This window comes from Pusillimonas sp. MFBS29, assembly GCF_020687695.1.
Lineage (GTDB): Bacteria > Pseudomonadota > Gammaproteobacteria > Burkholderiales > Burkholderiaceae_B > Pusillimonas_C.
The window spans coordinates 74,835-96,844 of sequence record NZ_JAJEWL010000004.1 but is presented as its reverse complement, the minus strand read 5'-3'; the positions used below and the strand labels follow the sequence as shown (position 1 = coordinate 96,844).

Annotated in this window: 16 protein-coding genes; 10 read left to right on the top strand and 6 right to left on the bottom strand. The window is 60.7% G+C overall.

The annotated features are described in order from the left end of the window. The first annotated feature begins 126 nt into the window (after window positions 1-126). The gene (locus tag LKR43_RS07450) at window positions 127-2,544 is read left to right on the top strand and encodes a 3-hydroxyacyl-CoA dehydrogenase/enoyl-CoA hydratase family protein (RefSeq protein WP_227683419.1); all 2,418 of its coding nucleotides are present in this window, start codon (window positions 127-129) and stop codon (window positions 2,542-2,544) included. A gap of 9 nt (window positions 2,545-2,553) precedes the next feature. After that, window positions 2,554-3,750 (top strand): acetyl-CoA C-acyltransferase, encoded by a 1,197-nt coding sequence (locus LKR43_RS07445; protein ID WP_227683418.1) that lies wholly within the window; start codon window positions 2,554-2,556, stop codon window positions 3,748-3,750. Between the two features lie 32 nt (window positions 3,751-3,782). Here LKR43_RS07445 and LKR43_RS07440 read toward each other — a convergent pair whose 3' ends face one another. Next, window positions 3,783-4,688, bottom strand: coding sequence for a LysR family transcriptional regulator (locus tag LKR43_RS07440; protein WP_227683417.1), 906 nt, complete (start codon window positions 4,686-4,688; stop codon window positions 3,783-3,785). 133 nt (window positions 4,689-4,821) lie between these two features. Between LKR43_RS07440 and LKR43_RS07435 the strand changes: the two genes are divergently transcribed. The 6 genes from LKR43_RS07435 (at window position 4,822) to LKR43_RS07410 (ending at window position 12,791) form a co-directional block, all read left to right on the top strand. Further along, window positions 4,822-5,604, top strand: a complete 783-nt coding sequence (locus LKR43_RS07435) for an enoyl-CoA hydratase-related protein (protein WP_227683416.1) — start codon at window positions 4,822-4,824, stop codon at window positions 5,602-5,604. Window positions 5,605-5,606: 2 nt separating this feature from the next. Beyond that, complete coding sequence (locus LKR43_RS07430; RefSeq protein ID WP_227683415.1) at window positions 5,607-7,127, top strand: 3-hydroxyacyl-CoA dehydrogenase; 1,521 nt, start codon at window positions 5,607-5,609, stop codon at window positions 7,125-7,127. Window positions 7,128-7,203: 76 nt separating this feature from the next. Further along, the gene (locus LKR43_RS07425) at window positions 7,204-8,406 is read left to right on the top strand and encodes an acetyl-CoA C-acyltransferase (RefSeq protein WP_227683414.1); all 1,203 of its coding nucleotides are present in this window, start codon (window positions 7,204-7,206) and stop codon (window positions 8,404-8,406) included. After that, complete coding sequence (locus LKR43_RS07420) at window positions 8,403-9,578, top strand: acyl-CoA dehydrogenase (protein WP_227683413.1); 1,176 nt, start codon at window positions 8,403-8,405, stop codon at window positions 9,576-9,578. The genes LKR43_RS07425 and LKR43_RS07420 overlap by 4 nt, the downstream gene beginning before the upstream one ends. A 23-nt stretch (window positions 9,579-9,601) precedes the next feature. Further along, on the top strand, window positions 9,602-11,731 hold the full coding sequence (locus tag LKR43_RS07415; RefSeq protein WP_227683412.1) for an acetate--CoA ligase family protein: 2,130 nt from the start codon (window positions 9,602-9,604) through the stop codon (window positions 11,729-11,731). A gap of 52 nt (window positions 11,732-11,783) precedes the next feature. After that, the gene (locus LKR43_RS07410; protein WP_227683411.1) at window positions 11,784-12,791 is read left to right on the top strand and encodes a tripartite tricarboxylate transporter substrate binding protein; all 1,008 of its coding nucleotides are present in this window, start codon (window positions 11,784-11,786) and stop codon (window positions 12,789-12,791) included. 40 nt (window positions 12,792-12,831) lie between these two features. On the opposite strand, the gene pgi is transcribed toward LKR43_RS07410, so the two are convergent. Together pgi and infA are read right to left on the bottom strand one after the other, a co-directional pair. Next, window positions 12,832-14,385, bottom strand: a complete 1,554-nt coding sequence (gene pgi, locus LKR43_RS07405; protein WP_227683609.1) for a glucose-6-phosphate isomerase — start codon at window positions 14,383-14,385, stop codon at window positions 12,832-12,834. 78 nt (window positions 14,386-14,463) lie between these two features. Beyond that, on the bottom strand, window positions 14,464-14,721 hold the full coding sequence (infA, locus tag LKR43_RS07400; protein WP_013744218.1) for a translation initiation factor IF-1: 258 nt from the start codon (window positions 14,719-14,721) through the stop codon (window positions 14,464-14,466). A gap of 289 nt (window positions 14,722-15,010) precedes the next feature. On the opposite strand from infA, the gene LKR43_RS07395 reads away from it, so the two are divergent. Both LKR43_RS07395 and LKR43_RS07390 read left to right on the top strand, forming a co-directional pair. Next, window positions 15,011-15,913 carry a DMT family transporter gene (locus LKR43_RS07395; protein WP_227683410.1) on the top strand — a complete coding sequence of 301 codons (903 nt, stop codon included), beginning with the start codon at window positions 15,011-15,013 and terminating at the stop codon, window positions 15,911-15,913. 113 nt (window positions 15,914-16,026) lie between these two features. Next, on the top strand, window positions 16,027-18,924 hold the full coding sequence (locus tag LKR43_RS07390) for an HD domain-containing phosphohydrolase (RefSeq protein ID WP_227683409.1): 2,898 nt from the start codon (window positions 16,027-16,029) through the stop codon (window positions 18,922-18,924). Here LKR43_RS07390 and LKR43_RS07385 read toward each other — a convergent pair. From LKR43_RS07385 to LKR43_RS07375, 3 genes are all read right to left on the bottom strand, one after another. Further along, complete coding sequence (locus LKR43_RS07385) at window positions 18,888-20,102, bottom strand: O-antigen ligase (protein ID WP_227683408.1); 1,215 nt, start codon at window positions 20,100-20,102, stop codon at window positions 18,888-18,890. The genes LKR43_RS07390 and LKR43_RS07385 overlap by 37 nt on opposite strands. 130 nt (window positions 20,103-20,232) lie before the next feature. Next, window positions 20,233-21,117 (bottom strand): glycosyltransferase family 2 protein, encoded by an 885-nt coding sequence (locus LKR43_RS07380; protein WP_227683407.1) that lies wholly within the window; start codon window positions 21,115-21,117, stop codon window positions 20,233-20,235. Next, window positions 21,117-21,950 (bottom strand): glycosyltransferase, encoded by an 834-nt coding sequence (locus LKR43_RS07375; protein WP_227683406.1) that lies wholly within the window; start codon window positions 21,948-21,950, stop codon window positions 21,117-21,119. Before LKR43_RS07375 ends, LKR43_RS07380 begins: the two co-directional genes overlap by 1 nt. Between the last annotated feature and the right edge of the window lie 60 nt (window positions 21,951-22,010).

Sequence of the window (22,010 nt, the reverse complement as noted above, 5' to 3'; positions counted from 1 at the left end):
CTAACGCGTGTGCAATGCGTGCAAGGGCTACCGGAATGAATTAACCTAGGGTATTGAACCGAAGCCAGGCATATGCTTTGCTTGCCTGGACTGCCAGTCCGGCCTATCGAGATCAGGGGGTTTATCATGCAGTTGAATCAGTCTGACCGTTTCCATGTGCGCAAGGTTGCGGTGTGTGGTGCGGGCGTTATGGGGGCGCAAATTGCCGCCCATTGCGTCAATGCCGGTGTGCCGGTGGTGCTGTTCGACCTGCCCGCCAAACAGGGTGACAAGAACGGCATTGCACTCAAGGCCATCGCGCAATTGCGCAAGCTCAAGCCGGCGCCGCTGGGCACACCCGACCTGGCCGAACTGATAACCCCTGCCAACTACGACGATGACCTGAACAAGCTGGCCGATTGTGATCTGGTCATTGAAGCCATTGCCGAACGTCTGGACTGGAAGCGCGATCTCTATCACAAGCTTGCACCCGCGCTCAGCCCCAACGCAATCGTGGCCAGCAATACTTCGGGTCTGTCGATTACCGAACTGTCGCGGGCCTTGCCCGAGGCGCTGCGCGAGCGCTTTTGCGGCGTGCATTTCTTCAACCCGCCACGTTACATGAGCCTGGTGGAACTGATCCCCACGGCCGACACGCAAGCCGAGCTGCTCGACACCCTGGAAACCTTTCTGGTGTCGCATTTGGGCAAGAGCGTGGTGCGTGCCAAAGACACGCCCAACTTCGTGGGCAACCGCATCGGTGTCTTCGGCATTCTGTCGGTCTTTGCCCAGGCGGAAAAATTCGGGCTCACTTACGAGCAGGTCGATGAACTGACCGGTACCCGCCTGGGGCGGGCCAAGTCGGGCACATTCCGTACCGCCGACGTGGTCGGCCTGGATACGCTGGTGCACGTGATAGGCACCATGAACGAGCAGCTGCCCGACGATCCTTTCCATGCTCACTTCGGTGTGCCACCGGTGCTGGCCGCCCTGATCGAACAGGGCGCGCTGGGCCAGAAAACCGGCGTGGGCTTTTTCCGCAAGGAAGGCAAGACCATCCTGCGCCTGGATCCGGCCAGCAGGCAGTATGTGCCGGCCGATGCCAAGATCGACGAATCCGTGGCAGCGATGCTGGCCGAGCGTGATCCGGCCAAAAAACTCAAGGCGCTGCACGATTCCGATCATCCGCAGGCCCAGTTCGTGTGGGCGGTCTTGCGCGACAGCTTCCACTACAGCGCCGTACACCTGGCCGATATTGCCGCGACGGCACGCCATCTTGATCAGGCCATGAAATGGGGCTTTGGTCATGCGCAGGGCCCGTTTGAGATCTGGCAGGCCGCAGGCTGGCATCAGGTTGCCGAATGGATACAGCGCGATATCCACGACGGTAAAACCTTGTCCGACGCACCTCTGCCCGACTGGGTCACACGCGGCCCGGTCTGGGAAAAGCAAGGTGTGCATACGCCTACAGGTTCCTGGAACCCGCGCGAACAACGCTTTGAAGGGCGCAGCACGCTGCCGGTCTATGAGCGCCAGATCGGGGCGCCGCGCCTGCTGGGGGAAACCAGCGAACTGGAAACCACCACGGTCTACGAAGACGATGCCGTGCGGTGCTGGACGCTGCCGGCGCCTCATCCCCAGGATGTCCTGATCCTGTCGTTCAAAACCAAGATGAACACCATCAGCCCGCAAGTCGTGCGTGGCATTGTGCACGCAGTCGATCTGGCTGAATCTTCCTTCCAGGCCCTGGTCATCGGCCAGACCGGCGAACCCTTCTCGGCGGGTGCCGATCTGGCGGCCATGCTGCCCGCCTTCCAGCAGGGCGGCGGGGCTGCATTGGAACCCATAGAGCGCGAGATGCAGGACATGGCCTTGCGCCTGCGTCATGCCCAGGTGCCTGTCGTGGCGGCGCTGGCCGGCATGGCGCTGGGGGGCGGTTGCGAGCTGGCCGTTCATTGCGCGCATCGTGTGGCCCACTTTGAAACCTATATCGGCCTGGTCGAAGCCGGCATAGGTCTGATTCCCGGTGCGGGTGGCCTGGCCTACTGCGCACGCCGAGCCGCAGAGCAGCAGGCCGAGGCCGCGCCCGATGCACCGTTGCTAGCCTTTTTGAAGAAATTTGCTTTGTCGGTCGCCACGGCGCAGGTCTCGACTTCGGCGCTGGAAGCGCGTCATATAGGCTATCTGCTGCCGTCCGACACCATTGTCATGCAGCGTCACGAACTGCTGTATGTGGCGGTGCGCAAGGCGCGTGCGCTCGCCGATTCGGGCTATCGTCCACCTCTGGCCCGACGCTATCCCGTGGCCGGGCGCGATGCCATCGCCACCCTGACCGCGCAATTGGTCAACATGAAAGTCGGCGGCTATATCTCCGAGCACGATTTCACCGTGGCCCGGAAAGTTGCGCACGTTATCTGCGGAGGCGATGTCGATCCCGGTTCGATGGTAGACGACGCCTGGATGCTGGCACAGGAACGCGCAGCCTTCCTGCACCTGCTGACCGAGCCCAAAACCCAGGAACGCATTGCCGGCTTGTTGAAAACGGGCAAGCCCGTACGTAACTAAGGAAACTCCATGAGCACTTTGCAACAAGCCTATATTGTCGCTGCCACCCGCAGCCCCATTGGCAAGGCGCCGCGCGGCATGTTTTCACACACCCGTCCCGATGACCTGCTGGCCACCGTCATTCAAGGGCTGCTGGCGCAAGCGCCCGGCCTGGATCCGGCCGCCATCGAAGACGCCATCGTAGGTTGTGCCATTCCTGAAGGCCCGCAAGGCCTGAACGTGGGGCGTATTGCCGCCTTGCTGTCCGGCCTGCCGTCTTCAGTGGCGGGGGTCACGGTAAACCGCTTTTGCGCATCGGGCCTGACGGCCATTGCCATGGCGGCCGACCGCATACGCGTCGGGGAAGCCGACGTCATCATCGCGGCCGGTACCGAATCCATGAGCCAGGTGCCCACCATGGGGGTCAGCACCTCATTCAGCCCGAACATCTTCGAGCGCGACGAGAACCTGGGCATTGCCTATGGCATGGGCCTGACGGCCGAACAGGTGGCCACGCAATGGAAGGTCTCGCGCGAAGACCAGGACGCCTTTGCCTTGCAGTCGCACCAGCGCGCGCTGGCAGCCCAGCAGGCGGGCGAATTCGCCGATGAAATCCTGCCCATCGATGTGGTGCGGCGCGTGCCCGATCTGGATACCGGCAAGGTCAACGAGCAGCACACCACGGTTGCGCTGGATGAAGGGCCGCGTCCCGATACCAGCCTGGAAGCGCTGGCCAGGCTGCGCCCGGCGTTCGCCGCGCGTGGCAGCGTCACCGCCGGCAACAGCTCGCAAACGTCCGATGGCGCGGGCGCCTTGCTGGTGGTGTCGGAACGCGCCCTGAAAACCCACAACCTGACGCCGCTGGCGCGCTTTGTGTCGTTTGCGGTCAAGGGCGTGCCGCCCGAAATCATGGGCATAGGCCCCAAGTACGCCATCCCCCATGCGCTGAAACTGGCAGGGTTGAAGCTCGGTCAAATGGGCTGGATAGAATTGAACGAAGCCTTTGCGGCGCAGTCGCTGGCGGTCATACGCGACATCGGCCTGAACCCGGACATCGTTAACCCGCTGGGTGGCGCGATCGCCCTGGGGCATCCGCTGGGCGCCACCGGCGCGATACGCGCCGCAACCGTCATTCACGGCTTGCGCCGTCGCAAGCTCGATTACGGCATGCTGACCATGTGCGTGGGCACGGGTATGGGTGCCGCCGGTATCTTCGAAAGGGTTTAAGCCGGCCTGCCGGCCGCGCCCTGGTCCCTGGCTTACAGCCGCTGGCACAGATCGATCAGGGCGTCGCGCAGCCAGCGATGGGCAATATCGTCGTCGGCTGACTGGTGCCAGATCAGATAAACCGGAAAGTCGGGCGTGCGTACGGGTGGCTGGTAGGGTTGCAGCCCGAAATGATCGGCATACAGCACCGCCATGCGTTTGGGCAGGGTTCCAAGCAAATCGGTATTGCGCACAATCACCGGCATAGACTGAAAGTGCGGCACCTGCACGACAATGTCGCGTTGCAGGTCGCGCTTGGCCAGCGCCAGATCTATCATGGGCATGCTTTTGGTGCGCGGTATCAGAGCCACATGCTTGACGCTCAGAAAGGTTTCCAGGGTCAGCCGTTCCAGTATGGCGGGGTGGTCTTGCCTGGCCAGAGTCAGCAGCGTGTCGGTCATTACGCAGTGGTGATGGAAGTCTTCCGTGCCCGGCACAAAGAAGCCCAGGGCCAGGTCAACCGATCCTCGTCTTAGCGCGTCTTTCGCCTGTATGCCGGGCTGAGGGCGTATCACGATGCGTATGCCGGGCGCGACCTCGTGCAGCCATTTCAGAAAGCGCGGCAGGATTACGTTTTCACCATAATCTTCCACGGCCAGCTCAAAGGTGCGTTTCGATTCGCTGAAGTCGAAGCCACTGCGCTGGCTCAACCCTTCACGCAACAAGTCCAGCGCGCGCTGTATAGGCTCGGCGATGGTTTTGGCGCGCGGTGTGGGTGCCATGCCTTCGGCGGTGCGCTCGAAAAGCGGATCGCCAATCCTTTCGCGCAGCCGGCTTAATGCATTGCTGACCGCAGGCTGGCTGAGGTTGAGCCGGATTGCTGCGCGCGAAATGCTGCGTTCGATATAAATGGCATCGAAGACGCGCAGCAGATTCAGGTCCAGGGATTGCAGATTCATCGGTAGCCCTTGCGGTAGCGGGATGGACAGGCTGTCTATTCATGGCATGAATAACGCTAATAATAAAAATAAACTTTAAAAATAAGCAATGCTTGTCTACCATACAAACATCCATATCAGTTAGAGGTCACTTATGCCGGGCCACGAAGATATCTTGATTTGTGATGTAGCGGACACGGGTGTGGCGGTGGTGTACCTGAATCGACCCGAAGCCCGCAATGCCTTGAACCTGCCATTGCGCACGGTCATGGCGGACACTTTCCGCAAGCTGCAGGACGATCCCGCCGTGCGCTGCGTCGTCATTGCAGGTAAAGGGCCATGCTTTGCAGCAGGTGCCGATCTGCGCGAAGCGGTCGAGCAAGGCCCCCGCGAGATCTGGGCGATGGAGGTCTTGCGGCACTGGCGGGCCCTGGCAGAATTCCCCAAACCTTTGATTGCTGCGGTGCACGGTGCGGCGCTGGGCGGTGGCTGCGAGCTTGCCATGCATGCAGACATCATCATTGTTGAAGAAGGGGCCAGGCTGGGCCAGCCTGAAGTCGCCGTGGGCATTATGCCGGGTGGCGGCGCCACGCAAAGACTGATGCGGGCGGTAGGCAAATTCAGGGCCATGCCCATGATGCTGACCGGCGACCTGATTACGGGCAAACAGGCCTTTGAAATGGGCTTGGCCAGCGAAGTCGTTGCCGATGGCACGGCGCTGGAACATGCCGTGGCCATGGCCGAGCGCATTGCGCGGCGCCCTCCCATTGCGGTTCGTCTGACCAAAGAGGTCGCGCTCGCCGGTGCCGATGCACCGCTGGCCACCGGGCTGATGCTGGAGCGCCGTGCGTTCGAGCTGCTGTTCGACACGCAAGACCAGAAGGAAGGCATGCATGCCTTCCTTGAGCGCCGCACGCCGGTTTTCAAAGGACAATAATCATGCAGAGTGAAATCCATCATATTGGTGTGGTCGGATCAGGTGCCATGGGGCGTGGCATAGCACAGGCTGCGGCATTGTCCGGGGCACATGTGGTGCTGATGGATGCCAACGAAGAAACGGCGCGGTCCGCGCGCGAGGCGATTGCCAAGGCGCTCGATACCGAAGTCGCCAAAGATCGCCTGACTCGTGAAAAGGCCGACAGCGCACTGGAGCGGCTGGCACTCACCGCCAGCCTGGCCGGCCTGAAAGATGTGGACCTGGTCATCGAAGCCATCACCGAAGACCTGGATGCCAAACGCAGTTTGTTTGCCGAACTGGAAAATGCAGTGGGTGCCGACTGCATCCTGGCCTCGAATACGTCGTCACTATCAATCACGACACTGGCCGCCGCGTGTAAACAGCCGGGTCGCGTGGCCGGCATGCACTTCTTCAATCCGGTGTCGCGCATGCGTCTGGTCGAGGTCATACAGGGGCAGCGCAGTAATCCCGACGTCATCGATGCGCTGGAGGCCGTTGGCACGGCAATGGGCAAACAAGTCGTGCGCGTTCAGGACACACCGGGGTTTCTGGTCAATCAGGTGGGGCGCGGCTATACGCTGGAAGCCGTGAATCTGGTCGGAGAGGGTGTCGCCACCTTTGAGCAGGTAGACCGCATCATGCGTGATGCCGCAGGTTTCCGCATGGGGCCTTTCGAACTGCTGGATCTGGTCGGGCTGGACGTAAACCATCCGGCGACCGAAATGATCTACGCCCAGTTCTATCACGAGCCTCGCTATCGTCCTTCGCCGCTTATGGACATGCGGGTGGCGGCCGGAGCGCTCGGGCGCAAGAACCAGGAAGGCTACTACCAGTATCCCGCCGAGCCCAAAGCCTCTGCACAGCAAACAGAGGCCCAGCCTGCGGCAGCAAGCCAGCCTTGCCCGGTGTGGGTCAGCAATGCCTTGCCGGATGCCGGCCAGGCGGTACGCGAGCTGCTGACCGGCATGGGTGTGCAACTGGACGCGGGCGATCGGCCCGGATCCGAATCCCTGTGTGTGGTCACGCCCATAGGCCGCGATGCCTCGCATGCCGCGGCGGCAGAACAACTCGACCCGGTACGCACCGTGGCTATCGATGCGCTGTTTGGCCTGACCACACATCGTACGGTCATGAGTACCTGCGTAACGGGCGAGCGTTGGCGCGAAGCCGCCGCGAGCCTGTTCGGGCTGGACGGCATACCGGTTACGGTGGTGCGCGACAGCCCGGGCTTTGTGGCACAACGCATTGTGGCCATGATCATCAACATAGGCGGTGGACTTGCCCAGGCTCGCACGGCCACGGCGGCGGATATAGACCGCGCCGTGACGCTGGGGCTGGCCTATCCCCATGGCCCACTGTCTTTTGCCAACAGCCTGGGGGCGGCTAATGTATTGCGCCTGCTGCAAGGGCTTTATGAAAGCTTCTGCGATCCGCGCTATCGGCCTGCCTTATGGCTGCAACGCCGCGCGGTGTTGAGTCTGGATTTTCTGGAAGGCGACTAGCGCACGCTGATGCCTGCACCGTAATGCAATGATGCCGGCGCCATTCAGGGCGCGGCGCAACAGGGAGACAACCCAAATGCTCGATGCATATATTTACGATGGTCTTCGTTCACCGTTCGGCAAACAGGCCGGCGCTTTGTCGGGCATCCGCCCAGACGATTTGCTGGCCCAGGTTATTAAAAAACTGCTGGACAAAACCGGGACTGATCCGGCGCTGCTTGATGATCATATCGTTGGCTGTGCCAATCAGGCGGGTGAAGACAGCCGCTGCGTTGCGCGGCATGCGGGGCTGCTGGCAGGTTTGCCCATCGAGGTCGGCGGGACCGTGGTTCAGCGTAATTGCGGCAGCGGGCTGGGTGCGCTGGCCGCCGCAGCGCATGCATTAACGGCAGGCGAAGGAGAGCTGATACTGGTGGGCGGTGTGGAAAGCATGAGCCGCGCGCCGTTTGTGGTGGCCAAGGCAGAAAAGGCCTTCAGCCCCAACATGACGGTCTTTAATTCTGCGGTGGGCGTGCGCTTTCCCAACCCGGTCATCGAGGCGCAATACGGTGCCGATACCATGCCGCAGACGGCCGACAACCTGGCCCAGGAATACGATTTGTCGCGCGAACAGGTTGATCAGTTTGCGCTGGCTTCCCAGGAAAAATACCAGGCGGCTCATGAACAAGGCTGGTTCAACGATGAAATCGCCGCCATAGATTTGCCGGCCAAGGGTCGCCAGCCGGCCGCCAGCGTATCGGTCGACGAGCATCCACGCGCCACCAATATGGAATCGCTGGCCAAGCTGCGAGCCTTGCACGCAGGGGGCGTTACGACTGCAGGCAATGCATCCGGCATCAATGACGGCGCCGGCGCCTTGCTGGTGGGCAACGCCGCCATCGGCAAGCGTCTTGGGCTCAAGCCGCTGGCCCGGGTGATGTCGACCGCAGTGTGCGGCGTACCGCCCCGCATCATGGGCATAGGCCCGGTGCCGGCCACGCAGAAAGCCCTGTCGCGTGCCGGTATCAAGCTCGAACAGCTGGATGTTATCGAGATCAATGAAGCCTTTGCGGCGCAGGCGCTAGCCTGCGTGAAGGGGCTGGGCCTGAAACTGGATGATGCCCGCGTGAACCCCAATGGCGGCGCGATTGCCCTGGGGCATCCTTTGGGTGCATCCGGCACCCGCCTGGCACTGACGGCGCTGCGTCAGCTGCAGCGCAATCAGGGCCAATATGCCGTAGCCACCATGTGCATAGGCGTGGGTCAGGGTATCAGCGTCGTGCTGGAGAGATGCTCATGAACAGCAGCAAATTCGACTGGCGTGACCCCTTTCTGATCGAGACGCTGTTGAGCGAAGATGAGCGCATGATGCGCGACAGTGTCGCCGACTATGCGCGTGAAAAACTCATGCCGCGTATCGTCCAGGCGCATCGCCACGAAACCTTTGATGTGAACATCATGAAGGAAATGGCCGAGCTGGGTTTGCTGGGGGCCACCATCAATGGCTACGGTTGTGCCGGTATCAGCTATGTGGCCTACGGGCTGATTTCGCGCGAGCTTGAGCGCGTGGACTCAAGCTTCCGTTCCGCAATGGGCGTGCAAAGCACACTCACCATGATACCCATCTATCTTTTTGGCAGCGAAGAGCAAAAGCAGCACTGGCTGCCGAGGCTGGCACGTGCCGAGGCCTTGGGCTGCTTCGGGCTGACCGAGCCGCACTCAGGCTCGGACCCGTCGGCCATGCACACGCGGGCACGCAAGGTCGGTGGCGGCTTCCGGCTGACCGGCCAGAAAACATGGATCAGCCATGCGCATCTTGCCGATGTGATGGTGGTCTGGGCCAAGGACAATGACGGCGACATTCGTGGCTTTCTGCTCGAGCGCGGCATGCCTGGCCTGGAAACGGCCAAGATAGAAGGCAAGTTTGCCGTGCGCGCCTCACCGACCGGGCAAGTCTTCATGGATGACGTCTTTGTGCCGCAAGAGAACATGCTGCCCGGCGCGAAGGGGTTGTCGGCACCGTTTGCCTGCCTGGCAAACGCGCGCTTCGGCATCTGCTGGGGCGCTGTGGGCGCTGCAGAGTTCTGCTGGCATACGGCCCGTGACTATGTGATAGACAGAAAGCAGTTTGGTCGTCCGTTGGCGGCCAGCCAGCTGGTGCAGAAAAAGCTGGCCGACATGCAGACCGACATCACCCTGAATCTGCTGGCCTGCCTGCATGTCAGCCGCCTGCGTGATGCCGACAAGGCCACGCCCGAAATGATTTCGCTGCTCAAGCGCAACTGTGCGGGCAAAGCGCTGGATATTGCCCGCAGTGCGCGCGATATGTTGGGTGGCAATGGTATCAGTGACGAATACCATGTCATCCGTCATGTAATGAACCTGGAAGCGGTCAATACGCTGGAAGGCACGCACGATATTCACGCCCTGGTACTTGGACGGGCCCAAACCGGAATACAGGCCTTTGCCTGAGGATAACCATGCAAAATGCCATCATGACTGAACCTCGCACCATCCTGAGCCGCCACGACGTTCTTGCCCGCATGCTGCAACCGCAATCGGTGGCGGTGATCGGCGCCTCGGCGCAGTTTTCAAAGATCAACGGGCGCCCGCTGAAGCACCTGCTGGAAAAAGGCTATCAAGGCAGAATCTATCCGGTCAATCCAAAGTATTCCGAGCTTGGTGGCCTGAGCTGTTATCCCGATGCCGCCAGCCTGCCGGAACCGCCCGATCTTGCCGTGATTGCCGTGCCGGCCAAAGATGTGCCTGCCAGCCTGCGCGAACTTGGCATGGCGGGCGGGCGCGCCGCGGTGGTGTTCAGTTCCGGCTTCGGAGAGATCGGTGCCGAAGGCCTGGAGCAGGAGCAGCTTCTGCGCACGATTGCCCAGGAATACGACATGGTGCTCTGCGGGCCGAACTGCCTGGGGTTCATCAATGCCCATGAAAACGTGTACGCCACCTTCAGTCAGTATGCCGACGGGCCGACCAACTCGGGCCCGATAGGCTTTGTGACCCAGTCGGGCGCTTTCGGCACGGCCATCGCCGCACTGGTGCGCCAGCGCGGGCTGGGCCTGGGCTACTTCATCAATACAGGCAACGAAGCCGATGCCGGCTTCAGCGAGCTGATGTCCATTGTGGTCGAGGATCCGCGCACGCGCGTGGTGGCCGGCTACCTGGAAGGCATAAAGGATGTCGAGGCATTGGCCAGACTGACACGACGCTGCCACGAGCTGGGCAAACCGCTGGTGCTGACCAAGGTCGGTCGAACGGCCAGCGGCGTTCGGGCAGCGGCATCGCATACCGGGTCGCTGGCGGTTGAAGATGCGCTTTTCGATTCCGTGCTCAGGCAATACGGGGTGCTGCGCGCGCGCAATGAAGAGCAGATGCTCGATATGCTGGAAGCGCTGGCAGGGTGCGATGTGCCGGCCGGACGCGGCCTGGGCATTATTACGCAATCGGGCGGGGCAGGGGTGATGATGACCGACCGCGCCGAAGAAATCGGCCTTGACGTACCGGTGCTGCAGCCATCAACCAGCACGGCGTTGCAGGCGGTCATGCCGGCCTACGGATCCAGCGGGAACCCGGTAGACATCACCGGACAATTTGTTGCCCAACCCGAGCTGCTGAGCGAGTCCGTGTCCATACTGCTGGATGATCCCGGCGTGGATATCGGGATCGTCTGGCTGCAGCTGATGACCATGCATGTCGACATGCTGGTGGATATTTTCGGGCGCATACGGGAGCAGGCCAAAAAGCCCTTCATCGTGTGCTGGGTGGCAGCCCCGCCCGGCACGGCCGAGCGGCTGCGCGAGAAAGGCATAGTCATGTTCGGGGCCGGCGAGCGTGCCGTCGATGCCGTGGCAGCCCTGGCGCGTTATGGTCAGATGCAGCGTGCGCACGCTGCCGCACGCGCTGATGCTCCGGTGCCGCTGCCCATAAAACTGCCTTTTGCCGACGGCCCGCTGCCTACGCTTGATGCGGTTGCCTTGCTTGAGCAGGCCGGTGTTCCGATGGCGCCGGTTGCCCTGGCGGCCTCGGCCGACGATGCCGTGCAAGCCTGGAAGCGCTTTGGCAAACCGGTAGCACTGAAAATCGAATCACCAGACATTCTGCACAAGACCGACGTGGGCGGCGTTGTGCTGGGCCTGGACAGTGAAGCCGACATACGCAAGGGCTATCAGGCCCTGCTGGATGCGTGCATGCAGGCGCGTCCGGATGCGGCCATAACCGGCATAGTGGTCCAGCCCATGAGCGCGGGCCATGTAGAGCTGGTGATCGGCGTGAAGCGCGATCCGGTATTTGGTGTCATGGTCATGGTGGGCTATGGCGGCATATTGCTTGAAGTCCTTCGTGATGTCGCTTTCCGGCGTGCTCCGTTTTCAGTGGGCGAGGCCCGAACCATGCTGGACGAGCTGCGCATGAGGCCGGTGCTTGACGGTGTGCGCGGTCGTCCGCCCATCGACGTGGACCGCCTTTGCATGATGCTGTCACGCCTTTCCCTGTGGGCAGTGTCTGTTGAAAATCAATTGCAGGAGTTGGATCTGAACCCGGTTTTGGCAGGCCCCGAAGGTCCGGTTGGGGTCGATAGCGTTGTGGTGCTCCGGACTGAAACCCAGCAGATTTAAGAGCCCCGTTCAGGGGCATAAACCCATTCCGCCTGAGCGGAAGGAGACAACGATGTTGCATGTGAATCTTAAAGGTTTTACTGGCGCCCTGAGCCTCTCGGCAGCGGCATGTATGGTGGCCAATCCCGCCTGGGCCCAGTCTGATTATCCCTCACGTCCCATTACATTGATTACGCCCTACAGTACCGGGGGCGATTCCGACATGGCGGCCCGCAACTTCAGCGCCGTGGCGTTCAAGTATTTCAAGCAGCCGGTGGTGGTGCTCAACAAGCCAGGTGCCAGCGGCGTCATAGGCTCCGAACAGGGCCGAACCGCTGAACCAGACGGCTATACATTGTTGCTGTCGCGCCCCGGCTCGCAAGCCATTTTGCCGGCTATCGCACCCACCCAGACCAAGTACAAGTGGGATGACTTCACGGCCATAGGGCTGCTGGAGCTCAACCCCTATGGTTGCTACGTCAAGGGAGACTCGCCTTATAAAACCTACAAGGACTTTGAAAAAGCCCTGCGCGAGAAAGGCCCCAGCATGAACTACGGAACAGCCGGTACGCTGACCACCAACTCCATGGGTCCGCGGGTGCTGTTCTCGGAGCTCAAGCTGGGTGGAAAAGTGCCTACGCAAATTCCTTATAAAGGAACGGGCGAAGCAACCAGCGCCTTGCTGGCGGGTCAGGTGGATTTTTCGTGCAGCAGCATTGGGCCCGCATTCGGGCTGATCAACGCCGGAAACCTGCGCGCGCTGTTTGTCACCACGCCCGAGCGCCTGAAATCATTGCCCGACGTGCCTACCGCCAAAGAGCTGGGCCTGAGCAAGATGAATCAGATCACGGGCTGGAGCGGTATTTCGGGCCCACCGAATATGCCGGCTGAGATCGTTGAGAAAATCCGCAAGGTGATGGAAGAGACCGGTAAAGACCAGCAGTGGATCAGCGCGACGGAAAATGCCGGTTCGGTGCCTTACATGAAAGGTCCGGAAGAAGCCAGGAAGTTCATTGCAGGGCAATTCGAGGTCTATCATGACCTGGGCAAAGAGCTGGATATCATCGACAAAACGAAGTAATCCGGATGCGGGGGCAGGGCTGCAGCAGTCAGCCCCGCCGTTACGCTTTCAGCGACCTGGCAAAAGTCTGCACCCAGTGCGCCGTCGAGGCGTCGCGCGATGCGTTGTCGGGCTGCACCTGGCCTGAAAGTTCTGCGGTAATGCCCTTGGCCAGAACCTTGCCGTATTCAACGCCCCACTGGTCAAAAGGGTTGATGCCCCAGATAAGCCCTTGTACAAACACCTTGTGTTCGTACATGGCCAGCAGTGCACCCAGGGTGTAGGGCGAGAGCCGCGACAGCACAATAAGATTGGAAGGGCGACCACCCGGATGCACGCGGTGGCGGGCCACCTTTGCGGCCTGCTCTTGCGACATGCCGGCGTCCAGGCATTCCTGCAGCGCCGCATCATAGCCCTTGCCCTTGAGCAAGGCTTCGCGCTGCGCCAGGCAGTTGGCCAGCAGACTGGTGTGATGCGCGGGCCAGCCGTGGTCGGCTTGTTGGCAGACGATAAAGTCGACCGGTGCGCCGTCGCTGCCCTGGTGCAGCCACTGGAAGAAGGTGTGCTGGGCATCTGTGCCGGGCATGCCCCAGACCGCGGGCCCGGTGGGAACGTTGACCGGTTCGCCGTCCAGGTCGACCGATTTGCCCAATGATTCCATTTCCAGTTGTTGAACATACGGCACGAGCGAGGCCAGGCGGAAATCATAAGGGGCGATATTCAGGGATCCGTAGTCGAGCACGCTGCGATTGACCACGCCGGCCAATGCCATTTGTATCGGTGCGTTTTGCTCTATGGGCGCCTGGGCAAAGTGATTGTCCATCGCATTGGCCCCTGCCAGCATGCCGGCCACCACGTCTTCGCTGACGGCCAGTGCCGTGGTCAGATTAACGGCCGACCACATGGAGAAGCGGCCGCCGACCCAATCCCACAGCTTGAAGATATTCGCCTCGGGCACGCCCCATTTTTTGGCCGTTTCGGGGCGCGCCGTAATAGCCACGATGTGTGACTGGGGGTTTTCCACGCCTGCGGCCTGCAGCCATTCCAGCGCCCGCTGCCCGTTCTGCAGGGTTTCGGCCGTGGTGAAGGATTTGGAAGCCATCACGATCAGGGTGTCGTGCGGGTCGAGTCCGGCCAGACCTCCCTGTATGGCGTGACCATCGATATTGGCTACGAAATGGACTTCCCGCCAGGTACCGGCATAGCCGAAGGCGCTGACGGTCAGGCGTACGCCCCAGTCGCTGCCGCCGATGCCTATATGAACAATGTTGCGCCAGCGGCGTTCGGAATCGGCCAGGCGAACAAAGGCGTTCAGGCGCTGGCGCTCTTGCGCGACTTCCTTGATGGCAGCGGGTGCGCGCAGCGCAGTGTGCCAGGCGGCGCGTTCTTCGGTTGTGTTGGCAATGCCGCCCGAAAGCAGGCGCTCGCGCATGGCAGGGAAGTCGCGTGCGGCCAGCAAGGCCCGGGCGGCTTCAGTTAGCTGGGGGGAGCTGACCTGTCCGCTGATGTCCAGGTCTATGCCTGCAACCTGGATCAGGCGCAGGTTCTGGACATTGACAGAAGATGTACGGGCGGCGTCTTTGAAGGCCACCCATTCGGGCATATTGCTTAACATACAAGACACGACACTTCCTTGCTGGCATGACATGGAACACGGATTGTAATGCCAGTGTCGTACTTGCGTGCCTAAGACTTAGCGGCGGCGTTGGCTCGGGCCACCCGGAGCGCGTCCGGCGATATGGCGGAAAGTGATGCGACCCTTGCTGAGGTCGTAGGGGGACATTTCCAGCGAGACCTTGTCGCCGGCAAGAATACGGATGTGGTGCTTGCGCATTTTTCCGCCTGTGTACGCGACTACGGGGTGACCGTTATCGAGCGTTACGCGAAAGCGGGAATCAGGTAAGACTTCAGTGACGAGACCGCCCATTTCAATCAGTTCTTCTTTGGCCATGTAGGGTTCCTGTAAACATTGAAAAAAAGCACCCGTGTGTCGGACTCGCGCTGCGTGGCATCCGGCAAAACCGCGTGTTGCAGTTGATTGGTGAAAGGTGCTTCGTGACGCCAAAAAAAGCGGCGTTTGGTGCTGCGTTCCGGGAGTGGAACGTATCAGATTGCGTAAGGTAGATCACCATGATAACACAAGTGCTTGTCAAATAGGGATTTTTTCTGGTATGCCCGGCAAACCATCGTTTTCACAGACTTGCTATCATGCGTGTGGACCAGGATCAGGGAAACGCATCGTGTCGGGCAGTCAGGCAATCAGAACGCAATTGATATTGATCGGCACCATGGCGATTTGGGGATTGAACGTTTCCGTGATCAAAGTGCTGGCGGCAAATGTGCACCCCATGCTGGTAGCGACATTGCGCATGGTGATTGCCGCCATCGTGATCAACCTTACGCTGTGGCTGCTCAGGCCTCCGATCATTCTGGGCAGGATCCCTCTTGCACAGTGCTTGCGCTTTGTGCTGTGTGCGGCCCTGATGGTGTATGCCAATCAAATCTTTTTTGCGCGGGGCATGGTCAGTGCCAGCGCGACCAATTCGGCATTGATTCTGGCGCTAAGCCCGCTGGTGGCGTCGCTCATGGCTGCCGTGATCTTTCGTGAAAAGCTCAGCCGGGTGCGGTTGTTGGGCGTTGCGCTGGGCTTTGGCGGGGTGTTTGTCGTGGTCATCATGGGTGCCGACGCCTCGCTGGCCCAGGCAAGCCAGGGCGATGCGCTGGTGTTTGGCGCCATGGTGAGCTTTGTGGCGGGTGGTGTCTTCATCCAGAGCCTGGCCCGGCAATACCATGCCTTGTTCATCAGCAGCGTCATATATACCGTGGGCTCGGTCATGCTTGGCATACACACCTTGCTTGACGATTCCGTTGTTCTGAATGAGCAAACCCTGCTGGGCCCGGGATTGCGGATCTGGGCCTTCATGGCTTTTGCCGGCATTGTGCCCACTGCAGTGTGCAATATGCTGTGGAACAAGGCGATTGCCGAATTGGGCGTGGCCCGGACATCGGTCTATCAGTACTGGATCCCGGTGTTTGGCGTGATCTTTGCCCTGGTGTGGCTGGACGAACCCTTTACGCTCTGGCATGTGGCGGGAATGGCGGGCATTTTGCTGGGTACTTACCTGGGTACCCGGAGGGCCTGATCTGCAAGGGATAGCCCTAGTTTGCCGGCGCACACGATGTATGAATTTACTGCTACCATCAAGACACGCTTCTCGATCGTCATGAAAAGCAAAATAATAAGACAGGGTTCGTTATGAAATCTTCAATACGAAGGGGCATATCGCTACAGCTGTTTTTTTCGCTGGCGATCTCATGTACGACCCTGCTCATGGGCAGTCTGCTGGCGTGGCAGCATTATCGCAGCGTGGAAACCGTCATGATTTCTGCCGCCGGCCAGACCGTACAGCAGCTGGGCAAGGTGCTCACTGAACGTTCGCGCAGCCTCATCGAGCCGCCGCGCAATGTGTTGCAGGTGTTGGCCTACAACCCCCTTTTGCAAGCCAAAACCGCGGAACAACGACTGGAGCGCCTGCCTCAATTGCTTCAGAGCCTGCGGGTCAGCAATGTGGTCAGTGCCGTGTTCGTTGGCTATCCCACCGGCGAGTTCTTCCTGGTCAGGAAGCTGCAGGGCGGTGATCTCCAAACACGCTTCTCGGCGCCGGAAGGCGCCTGGTACATGATGCGCAGCAGCACCCTTGCCGCAGACGGCAGCCTGGTGCGGCAATGGCGTTTCTACGACATCGACGAAAACCTGCTCGAAATCCGCGACCACCCCGGCAACGAGCTTGACCCGCGCGAACGGCCCTGGTTCCAGCAGGCGACGCAGCAGCCCGATATGGTGCTCATCAGACCCTATCTGTACTCCATGACGCAGCGCACCGGCATTACGCTGGCGCAGCGCGATGCCATGGGCAGTGGGGCGGTCGTAGGCATGGATCTGACCATCAGTGACCTGAATGACGAGCTGGCCGACCTGCAGGTAACCGATAACACTGAAGTGGCGGTGCTGGGCAAAAATGGCGCCGTTATTGCATTCCCCGAACGGGAACCGGGCAGCTTTCGTATACCCGAACTGCAAAGCGATGGCATGGGCGTCAAGCTGCCTCATGTCAGTGAAGTGAGCTCGGCCAGCCTGGCCCACGTCTTTGAGCACCCGCCTGCTGATGGCAAACCGCGCCTGTACCATATCAACGAACGCGACTGGTATGGCATCAGCGTACCCCTGGCGCTTTTTTCCGTTGGCCAAAGCCATCTGGTGGTGACGGTCCCGGCCGATGAGCTCTTGCTTGAGGCCCGTGCAGAGTTCGCACGTGGCATGGGCTGGACAGCAGGCCTGACACTGCTGGTGCTGGTGTTGGGCTGGATCCTGAGCAAGCGCCTGAGCCGTCCCTTGCGCCTGCTGGCAGAACAGGTGCGTGCACGGGCACGGTTCGACTTCAGCGGCAACATGGGGGTGAAGTCCTCGTTCACCGAAGTGCGCGAACTCAGCAGGGTGCTGGATCGCATGTCGCACGCCATAGTGGCCTTCCAGTCGATCGCACTGGCACTGAACAATGAAACCGAGCTGGACCGCATGCTGGACGAGGTCGTCGATAAGCTCGTCCATGCCCTGGAGGTCGAAGGCGGAGCCGTGTATCTGCTAAGCACCGAGGCCGACTCGTTGCAGCTGGCCAATCGCTGTGCGGTCGATAATATTCCCGGCACAATACGCCTGAATGCCGACAGCGCCGGCGATCTGCAAAAAGCCGTTACCGGTGCGCTGGGCGAGGGTGGCCATTATCTTTGTTTCGAACTGAACAACCGGCAGGGCTCCACCCTGGGCGTGCTGGTCTTGTGGCTGAGCGCCAGCCAGCAGCGCATGGACGATGTCCAGCACGCCTTTGAGCGCTTTGCGCGCCAGCTATCCAGTGCGGCCGCCATTGCCATCGAAACACGTCAATTGCTGGAAGCCCAGCAGATGCTGATGGATGCCATGATCAAGCTGCTGGCCAATGCCATCGACGCCAAGAGTCCCTACACGGGCGGCCATTGCGAGCGGGTGCCGCGGTTGGCAGAGCTGCTGCTGAACCAGGCCATTGCCACCGACAGCGGGCCTTATGCCGGCTTCAAGATGAATGAAGACGAGCGCTATGAATGCCGTATAGCGGCCTGGCTGCACGACTGCGGCAAGATCACCACGCCCGAATCGGTGATGGACAAGGCCACCAAGCTTGAAATGGTCTACAACCGCATTCACGTCATTCGCACGCGGTTTGAAGTCTTGTGGCGGGATGCCTCGGTGGAATACTGGCAAGGGCTTGCCAATGGCGGCGACCCGCAAACGCTGCAGGAAACATTGCAGCGCCGGCAAGCACAGCTGCAGGAAGACTTTGCCTTTGTGGCCCAGGTCAATATTGGCGGCGAAAGCCTTGACGACGAAGATATCGAACGCTTGCGTGAAATTGGCGCCCAGCGCTGGCAGCGCAACTTCGACCGCAGTCTGGGGCTGGCGCGCCATGAGCTGGAACGTCTGGGCCCCCAGCCCGAAACGCTGCCCAGCCAGGCCTATTTGTTGTCGGATCGTCCCGAGCATCGGGTTCCCTGGGGTGATCACAAGCCTCCGGTCGACAAAGACGACCCGGCCAATATCTGGGGCTTTGACATGCAAGTGCCTGAACTGGCCTACAACCACGGTGAACTTTACAACCTGAGCATACGGCGCGGCACCCTGACACCCGAAGAGCGCTTCCGGGTGAACGAGCACATCATCCAGACCATCATCATGCTAAGCAGCCTGCCGCTGCCACCGCATCTGAAGCGTGTGCCCCATATTGCGGGTACGCACCACGAAAAAATGGATGGCACCGGCTACCCCCGCCGTCTGTGCAAGGAAGACCTGGGCGTGCCCGAGCGGGTGATGATGATCGCCGATATCTTCGAAGCCCTGACGGCGTCCGACCGCCCCTACAAAGCACCCAAGACGCTGACCGAGTCGCTGGCCATCATGACCGATATGGCCCTGAACGGCCATATCGACATCGACATGTTCCGGCTGTTCCTGCAAGAACGCGTATACCTGACCTATGCCAAATTATTCCTGCTGCCAGCCCAGATAGACGAGGTGGACGAACAGGTTTACCTGAAAAGGCTGGATGCTGCGGCCGACACCTGACGCTCTTGTGCGCGCATGCAGCACCACAGCACTATCAGCGTAATAAAGAAGAACAGCAGGGTGTCGTTGCGGTACAGCACCACGTGCGATGCGCCCAGCATGCCGAACACTGCCAGCAGGCTGGTGCCGGCTATGGCCAGTATTCGCACATTGCTGTCCGGCGCACGCAGGCGCCGGCAAAAGAACACAAATGGAAAGATGAACAGGGCCAGAACGGGAAGCAGGCCTACCACACCCTGGCGCAGCATGGTTTCCAGATACAGGTTATGGGTGTGGGCCAGATTCAGCACGTGCGGATCCAGCTGTTTATTGGCGACCTGCTGTTCCAGTCTGGCGCGATAGTCGCTGTTATTCCAGCCGAAAATCGGTTTTTCGGGAATGTTCAGCAGGGCGGCCCGCCAAAGTTCGAAGCGGCCACTGATGGAACCCAGGGCGTTGCCGTCTTCCATATAGCCGGATATATCCTGCACGGCCTGGTTATAGCCAACCCGCAGCGGATTGTTGGGCACGGTGACATACCAGACCCCGGCCGCCAGCAGGGTGACCAGGGCCACCATACAGGCACGGTACAGGTTGCCGCGATTGAAAGTGCCCAGGCAGAACAGCACAAATACCAGCGGCAGGGAAATCCACGCGCCTCGGGTGCCCGACATCAGCGAACCGTAACCGGCACTGATCATGCCTGCAACCAGCACCGCCCGCCACAGCCACGGATGGGCCACGTTGTCACGACGGGCCCACAGCAGGCCGGCCGCGCACAGTATTGCCAGCATGGTGCTGATGCCGCCGTAGCGCACGCCATTGGTCAGCCCGTCTACGTCGTCCAGACCCAGACCATAGATTTGCCACAAGGCAACCCCACCGGCTCCATACGAGCCCACCGCCGCGCCGGCCCAGAACCAGCTCTGTCGTGGTGGTACCTGGATCAGCAGCAAAAAGATGGGAATGGCCAGCAGAAAGCGGCTGGGCAAGTCCAGGGCGGGCAAGCCGTTGTCGTGCACGAAGAAGTTGAGCACCGCCGCAAGAAAGAAGGCGGCCAGGGCGCCTATGCTGATTTTTTCTTCCGTCGTGAGTGCAGGCAGGGGATTTTGCACCAGATAGACCGCACTGCACAGCAGCAGCAGTGTGGCGCCCAGCGAATATCCAGACGGCACCGATTGATTGATGGCGTAAAACAAAAAGACACTGATCGAAATAAAGAGTACGTATTGCTTACGTTTTGTTTCGGAGCTTGGCATCAGTCATGGGCACTAAGGTGCGTGGGTGGTGTCCTATTGTAGCCACACCGTCGGGGAATGTTGCCGCCGCTCAGGGCATAGGACCATAGCGACCGGCCAGACCGTCTCTTATGCCCTTGATCATGAATCCCAGTCGTTTGCCGCCGTGATCCAGCGCAAAAGGGTAGACCACCAGCTTGAAGGCCATCTTGGCCAGACTGGAAAAACGCCAGTACCAGGGTGTATAGCTGCGCTTCATCAGGTGCAGGGCATTGCGAAAGGCATAGTAGTGCCGGAACGGTGCGGGCAGGCCGACGCCGATCAGCCCCAGCACCTTCTTGCGTCCCTCGCCCAGGCTGTGCCCGAGCAGTGCGGCCGGGTTCTTCACCACCAGAAAACCGTGTGCCCGCAAGCGCCAGCAGTACTCGAAGTCGACGGCATCTATAAACAGACCGTCGTCCATGCCACCCACCGCTTCATAGGCAGCCCGGGGGATCAGGCTGCCTGAACTCAGGGTTTCAGACAGCGACAGGTAATCGGTGCCCGTAATGACCTGGCCCTTCTGAACCCGTGGCCGGCTGATGGCACCCGTGACGTTGTCGTAGTCTTGCGCGCCCACCAGCCCTGGTTTGTGGCCCAGGCGGCACAGCTCGTCGTAGGCCTGCAGCAGCCGGGCCACCATATGCTCATCAGCCACGCTGTCCTGGTCCATCTGCAGGACAAAGTCGGCGCCGTGTTCGAAGGCATGGGCCATGCCCAGGCTTTGTGCCCGCGCTACGCCCAGGTTGTCGCGGAAATTCAGTACGTGTACATGATCGCCCGCATGTACGTAATCGTCGGGCGAATTGTTGCAGACCACCACCTCGTTCACCTGGCCGGCAATATTGGCGATGGCCTGTGCAAGTTCGTCGGGCGGCAGCCTGTATGCCACCAGTACGGCATATGTTTTCCGGGCGTTCTGATGTGCGGCAGTCATCAGGCCCGACCCCGCAGCTGCTTGTAAATGGCACGCCGGGCGCCGGTGGGCACCAGTCTGGCGGCAGAGCGGGCCAGAAATATGGGCCAGGCCTTCCAGAAGGGCGTCATGCCCTGGGCAATAAAGTAACGAGTAATCAGAAATTCGCTCTTGACGTAAGCCAGGCCGCCGCGCCGGTCCAGCATTTGTGCACCCGCCCGGGCCCTGACGAGGCATTGCGGCAGATTGGCGCCCGCATGGCCGGCATACATGAGCCTGGCCCACAAATACCAGTCTTCCATCATGGGAAAGTTGTGGTAATTGCCCACCGCCAGCACGGCATCTTTGCGCAAGATCACGGTCATGTGATTGAAGGGGTTGCGGTACGGCAGGCGCGCCCTGATATCTTCTGCCGACAAGGGCACCGTGCGCGTGCCCAGGCCGGCCTCGGTATCGGGGTCGATTTCAACAATGGCCGAACCGCAAAGGGCCAGTTCGGGGTGCTGCGCCAGGAAATCCATCTGTTGCCGAAAGCGCTCGGGTTCGCACAGATCATCGGTATCCATGCGGGCCACCAGGTCGTAACGGCAGGCCAGCAGGCCCTGTGCCAGCGCCGGCCCCAGGCCCACGTTCTCCGGCAGGGGCACGGTTCTGATGGGGAGCCTGGGCATCCATTGCTCGACCACCGCCAGCAGGGGGCGCGGTATCGGGCCGTCAAAGACCAGTACAATTTCTGTCGCGGGGAGCGTCTGGGCCAGCAGGCTGTTGAAGCACGCATGCAGATAGCCCGGATTTTCCTTGTGATACAGCGACATCAGTACTGAAAATGGAATCTCACTGCTCGCAGGGGGCATAGTGCTCATTGCTTGGGTGTGTGATACGGGGCGCAGCCATTATAGACAATGGCAAATACG